We start from the raw sequence: 6,080 nt of genomic DNA, 5'->3' as shown, positions 1-6,080 counted from the left end.
AAACAGCCGTACTCAGGGATCCGGGAAGTAAGCCCTTAAACTCCCCTTTTTAACCCGGTCAGCCCGCACCCCGAAGTCAACCAAATTGCGCACCCTTCAGGCTCATACCTGAATTGGAAAATACTGCGGTTAGATCAAGGTTTGCTGTCTATTTGCTGGCGTTGATGGCCAAAAGCTCCACCTCAAACAGCAGCGTGGTGTTGGGCGGAATCACACCGCCGGCACCCCGCGCACCGTAGGCAATGGCGGCCGGGCAAGTCAACTTGGCCTTGCCGCCAACTTTCATGCGTTGCACGCCTTCAGTCCAGCATTTGATGACCTGATTGAGGCCAAACTCGATCGGTTCATTGCGCTTGTAGCTGCTGTCAAACTCCTTGCCATCGGCAAAGGTACCACGGTAGTTGACCTTGACCTTGTCGGTGGCCTTGGGGCTCTCACCTGTGCCGTCTTTCAGCGACCGATAAACCAGTCCGCTGGCGGTGACCACTGCGCCGGACTCTTTGGCTGACGCGGCTGCAATGGCATCTTGCGCCTTTACCGCTGGCGTCAGGCAGGCCAGAACCGTGGACAGCGTGGCGATCAGGAGGGTGTTGTGGGTGCCAATTTTCATGGTAATACAGTCAAAGAAGTTGAATCCGTCTGATAAAAAAGCTACCTAAAAAATAGCTATAAAGATAATTGTATCAAGCGCTATGGGCAAAAAAGTCCATAAAATCATCCATTGCGTGGTGCGGCTTGCTCTTGCTGGCGTGTGCTGTCAATAAGGTCGTCGAACTGGCCAGTATGGAACAGTTTCAGGAATGCCGCCACCACGGTGGGGTCAAACTGCGTTCCTGCGCCCTGGCTGATCTCCTGCGCCGCAAGCTTGGGCTCCCAAGGGGCTTTGTAAGGTCGGCGGCTGACCAGGGCGTCAAACACATCGACCACCGTGACGATTCGCGTCGCCAGATGGCATTCGCGTGCCGGTCGTCCATCGGGGTAACCTTTGCCGTCCCAGCGCTCGTGGTGGTGCAGTGCCACTTCGCACGCCAGTGCCAGAAACCGGTCATGGGCCAGGATGGTGCCACCCATGCGTGTGTGGGTCTGGATCAGAGCAAACTCGTCAACATCGAGTTTGCCTGGCTTGCACAACACGGCGTCAGAGATGCCAATTTTGCCAACATCGTGCAGGCGGCTGGCTTTGCCGAAAAACACCGCTTCATCTGGCGTACTGCCCAGCTCCAGGGCCACCCGCTGGGTATAGCTGTCGATGCGTTTGATGTGGCTGCCGGTGGTGCTGTCCTTGAACTCAGCGATGGTGGCCAGCATGTCGATCATGTGGTCATACGACTGGGCCAGGTCAATGTGCAGTCGCAAGTTTTCCAGCGCGCTGGCGCACTGTTGCGCGACGACGCCAATCAGATCCCGATCGGCTTCGCTGAGGTGGTTGGTGGGTTCGATGTAAATAAAACCCAGCGGCTCGCGCTGCACCATCAGCGGCACGACATACGAGCCTTTGCGCAGGCCCTCAGGCATGAGCCCGGTGCGCAGCGAATCCACGCACTGTGCGCGGATTTGCTCAAAACGCTCGGGGCTGGTCAGGTTGCCAGAACTGGCTTGCACCGTGACCGTGCTTTCTTCAAAGGTGGCAATCATGCCGCCCATGGTGGAGATGAAACTCGAGTCTGTCAGGTTGCACAGGCCAATGATCTGTGTCAATACGCCCTGAAAAAACTGGTTCAGCGAGCGGTTGGAGATGCGGTAGATATCGGGTGCGGCTTGCAGCACCTGCGACAGGCCCAGCCGGTTGAGGTCGATGGTGCGCAAGTCGCGGTAGGACTTGAGCGCCGAGCGCACTGTGGTGTACAGCCGCCCGGCGGTCAGCTCGGTTTTGTCCTTGTAGTCGTCGATGTCATAGTGGTCAATCACATGGCGCTCAGGCGCCAGGCCAGGCTGGCCGGTGCGTATGATCAGGCGCACCATCGGGTTTTTCAGGTCTTTGCGGATGTACTCGACCAGACGCAGACCCGCGTCGTCGGTTTCCATCACCACGTCGATCAGCGCCACCGCAATGTCTTTGTGTTTGCCCAGCAAGTCGCGCGCCTCATAGGCTGACGCTGCTTCAAGAAACTCCAGATCACGGTCGGCAAAGTGAAAACCCTTGAGGTTCAGCCGTGTCAGCGCTCGGATGTCGGGTTCGTCATCTGCCACCAGGATTTTCCAGGTATGGCGCGGGGCGTCCAGCTGGCCATCGGTGGCCAGCGGGTGGGTTGAGCGAACAAGCTTCATGAGGCGTCCTTCTGCAGTCGGTGCGGCACTTGTATCGGAAAATGAATATCAAAACGGCACCCGGCGTTGGCAGCGCTGGTGCAATGGATGGTTCCGCCCAGGCGCGTGGTGACCAGGTTGTAGCAGATGTACAGGCCCAGACCGGAGCCGCCCTGACCGCGCCGGGTGGTGAAAAATGGTTCAAAAACGCGTGCCACGCTGCTGGCTGGCATGCCTGCCCCGTCGTCGGCAAAGCTCAGGTGCAGCATTTGCTCTTGGGTTTCAGCGGCGATGTGGATGTGGCCGGGCCGTTTGCCGTTGTCAAACGCGTGCATCACGGCGTTCATCACCAGGTTGGTCAGCACCTGGTCCAGCACGCCAGGCAGGCCGCGCAACCGCAATGTCTCAGGGCAGTCCACCTCGATGCGGATGGGCAGGCGTTTGAGCACATTGTGCAGGCTGAACAATACATCGTTGATCAGCACTTTGACATTGAAGTCGTGCAGATCGTCAAAACTCTGGTCAATTGAGGTGCGCTTGAAGCTTTGCACCAGCTTGGCCGCGCGTTCCAGATTGGACAGGGCCAGGGCTCCCCCAAGGCGCAGCTGCTCCAGTTCATCGCGCAGGCGGTTCTCGTCCACGTCCTCCTGCATCAGTAGCGCGTTGATGCGCGCCAGTGTCTCTTCGTGTTGAGAAATGGCGCCCACCGCCACGCCCACCGGGGTGTTGATCTCGTGCGCAAAGCCCGCCACCATGCGGCCCAACGAGGCCATTTTTTCGCTCTGTACCAGTTCACCACGGGTGGCTTCGAGCTCCTGCATCTTGCCCGAAAGCTCAGCCCAGCGTCGGCGCAACAGTTCCAGCAGACCCCAGCCCAGCGCGGTGATCAGCACAAACACACCGGCATGAATCCGCGTGGACTGCCCGGTGTTGGCGGCAATGGCTGACGCGATCGGAGCGTAACGCTGCGACACACTGATGCCACCGCGAATGTCGCCGAGTTGGTAGCCTTGTTCAGCATGGCATTGCAGGCAGGGCTTTTCCACCCGCAACGGCGCCATATATCGCAGCAGGTCGCCGTCCGGGCTGGGCTGGACCGCCATGGTTTCCAGTGTGCCGGACTCGAAGGCGGTGAGCGCCTGACGCTCCCAGTCATCGGGTGCATTTTGTGGACGAATCGGTTTCAGACTGGTCAGCCGGAAGATGGCACCGGTATCGATGCGGGCAATTTCCCCAATCAGCCGCGTCATGTAAGCCGGGTTGACCAGTGTCAGCACCATGCCGGTGGTGGTGGTGACATCGCGCTGCGGGTGGCGCAGATAGGGGTTGGGGCTGATGGCGGGTGTCACCGGCACATAGACACCGCCATGGCTGGCATTCCAGTTGCGGGTGAGGACCACCACCCGGAACATGTCCCGTGCTCCCTGGGTCGCCACCTGCACGCTGCTGTGTTCAATGTCATTCCAATGCGTCTTCAGCGACCAGCCGACGGCAGCCGCCCATAGCGCCAGCGGCAGCCACCACCAGCGCCGCTGACGGATAAACCGGGGTGTGTGGAGGATGGTGCGCATCAGCGTGCCTGCAGGTCGTCAGCAAATCGGGCGGGCAGGCGAACGTCAAACTGGCAGCCGTTGCCGGGGGTGCTGGCACAGTGGATGCTGCCACCGAGCGTGGCAGTGACGATGTTGTAGCAAATATAGAGTCCCAGCCCCGAGCCGCCCTGGCCACGGCGTGTGGTGTAGAACGGCTCGAACACACGCGCCAGATGCTCGACGCTCATCCCCACGCCGTTGTCGGCAAACAGCAGATGCAGATCGCTGCCGTCGCGGTCAGCCCGAATATCAATCTGTCCGGCGCGCCGGCCATTGTCAAAAGCGTGCTGAATGGCGTTCATCAGCAGATTGGTCAACAGTTGCTCCAGCACACCGGGGGCACCTTGCAGGTTCAAACCGTCCGCGCAGTTGACCTTGACGCTGATGGGCAGGTTCTTGAACTGGTTGTGCAGGGAAAACAGCACGTCGTCAATCAGTTCCTTCATGGCAAAGGTCCGTACCTCATCAGACGACTGGTCGATTGAGGTGCGCTTGAAGCTCTGCACCAGACTGGCGGCACGGCGCAGGTTGGACAGCGCCAGTGCACCGCCGAGCCGGAGGCTGGAAAGCTCACTGCGCAGGGCTGCTTCGTTGACTTCGTCGGTGCTGAGCAGCGCGTCAATGCGGTTGAGGGTCTCCTCATGCTGCGACACCGCCCCCACCGCCACACCCACTGGCGTGTTGATCTCGTGGGCGAAACCCGCCACCATGCGCCCCAGCGAGGCCATTTTTTCGCTTTGTACCAGTTCGCCTCGCGTGGCATTGAGCTCTTCGATCTTGCCAACCAGGTCGCGCCAGCGCCGACGCAGCAACTCCAGCAGCAACCAGCCGGCCAAGGACACCAGTACAAAGCCCGCGCCATGGGCCAGTGCCGACTGGCGGATGCTCAGTTCGGTGGGTGCTGCAATCGGTGCATAGTGCTGTGTCACACTGATACCACCCCGGACATCACCGACCCGATAACCCTGCTGCGCGTGGCAAACCATGCAAGGCTGCTGCACTTGCAAGGGGGCCATGTAACGCAGCAGGTCGCCGCCCGGGCTGGGCTCGATGCTGATGATTTCTTTGGCACCGCCTTCAAATGCGCGCAGCGAGGCACTTTCCCACGCATCCGCCTGGTTGTCCGGGCGTAGCGGGTTCAGGCTGGTCATGTGAAAAACCGCTCCAGCGTCGCTGGCGGCCAGCTCCGAGATCAGCCGTGTCATGTGGGCCGGGTTGATCCGTGTGAAATCTGTCGGACCGGGCTCCGTGCCGGGCGCGCCGGGTGCGGGGGCCGGGTGTGAAGACGCCTGCAAGTACACACCGCCATGTTGTTCGTTCCAGCTGCGGGTCAGCATCACCATGCGAAACACGTTGCGGGCACCCTCTGCGGCCACCTGAATGCTTTGTTCGCGAAGATGTGCCACATTGATTCGCAGCGCCACTGCCATCGTCACGGCCCACAGCACCCACAGCAACAACCAGTAGCGGCGTTGGCGAATCAGGGCAGGGATGGCGATCGGGTGTTTGGGCAACATGATGCAGGGCACGAAAGCCCCGGAACCTCTTGCGTAAGCATAGCGCAAGCTGCTTCTAAAAACCAGAAAAAAACCCCGCAAGCTGTGCAAGCCGCGGGGTTGGGTGCTTTACGGAGCTCTATTAATCAGAGCTGTAACTGCAATATCTATAAGCGCTAGAGGCCAATCGGTTGCTTGGTCAGACCAGCAGTGCGTTGACGCGCTTCACATAGGCTGCCGGATCGTCCGGCAAGCCACCTTCAGCCAGCAACGCCTGATCAAACAGGATGTGCGCCAGGTCGTTGAAGTTGACCGATCCCTCCAGTTTTTTCACCAGCGGGTGTTCGGCGTTGACTTCCAGCACCGGCTTCACATCGGGTGCGGTTTGACCAGCCTGCTTGAGCATGCGCGCCAGTTGCGTGCTCATGCCGTGGTCCTGCACCACCAGGCAGGCCGGGCTGTCGACCAGGCGGGTGGTCACGCGCACGTCTTCGGCCTTGTCCTTCAGCGCTTCTTTCAGTTTGGCCAGCAGTGGCTTGAAGGTTTCGGCGGCTTCTTCAGCGGCTTTTTTCTCGGTCTCGTCCTGCAGCTTGCCCAGGTCGACCTGGCCCTTGGCCACGCTTTGCAGCGAGGTGCCATCAAACTCGTGCACATAGTTGAGCGCCCACTCGTCAACACGGTCGGTCATCAGCAGCACCTCGATGCCCTTCTTCTTGAACACTTCGAGCTGCGGGCTGTTTTTGGC

4 protein-coding genes and 1 pseudogene are annotated in these 6,080 nt (G+C 60.0%); all 5 read right to left on the bottom strand.

Translation table 11 applies throughout. The annotated features are described in order from the left end of the window. Positions 1-148: 148 nt before the first annotated feature. Complete coding sequence (locus KBF66_RS18510; RefSeq protein ID WP_296661047.1) at positions 149-610, bottom strand: FKBP-type peptidyl-prolyl cis-trans isomerase; 462 nt, start codon at positions 608-610, stop codon at positions 149-151. Between the two features lie 104 nt (positions 611-714). Then, positions 715-2,268 carry a response regulator gene (locus KBF66_RS18505; protein WP_296661045.1) on the bottom strand — a complete coding sequence of 518 codons (1,554 nt, stop codon included), beginning with the start codon at positions 2,266-2,268 and terminating at the stop codon, positions 715-717. Further along, positions 2,265-3,818, bottom strand: a complete 1,554-nt coding sequence (locus tag KBF66_RS18500) for an ATP-binding protein (protein WP_296661043.1) — start codon at positions 3,816-3,818, stop codon at positions 2,265-2,267. The genes KBF66_RS18505 and KBF66_RS18500 overlap by 4 nt, the downstream gene beginning before the upstream one ends. Next, positions 3,818-5,356 (bottom strand): ATP-binding protein, encoded by a 1,539-nt coding sequence (locus KBF66_RS18495; protein ID WP_296661041.1) that lies wholly within the window; start codon positions 5,354-5,356, stop codon positions 3,818-3,820. Before KBF66_RS18495 ends, KBF66_RS18500 begins: the two co-directional genes overlap by 1 nt. A 178-nt stretch (positions 5,357-5,534) precedes the next feature. Then, positions 5,535-6,080, bottom strand: a pseudogene (locus KBF66_RS18490) (molecular chaperone HtpG); the annotation flags it as partial.

The organism is Rhodoferax sp. (assembly GCF_018063565.1).
Taxonomy (GTDB): Bacteria; Pseudomonadota; Gammaproteobacteria; order Burkholderiales; family Burkholderiaceae_C; genus Rhodoferax.
This window is presented reverse-complemented; position numbering and strand designations above follow the sequence as displayed.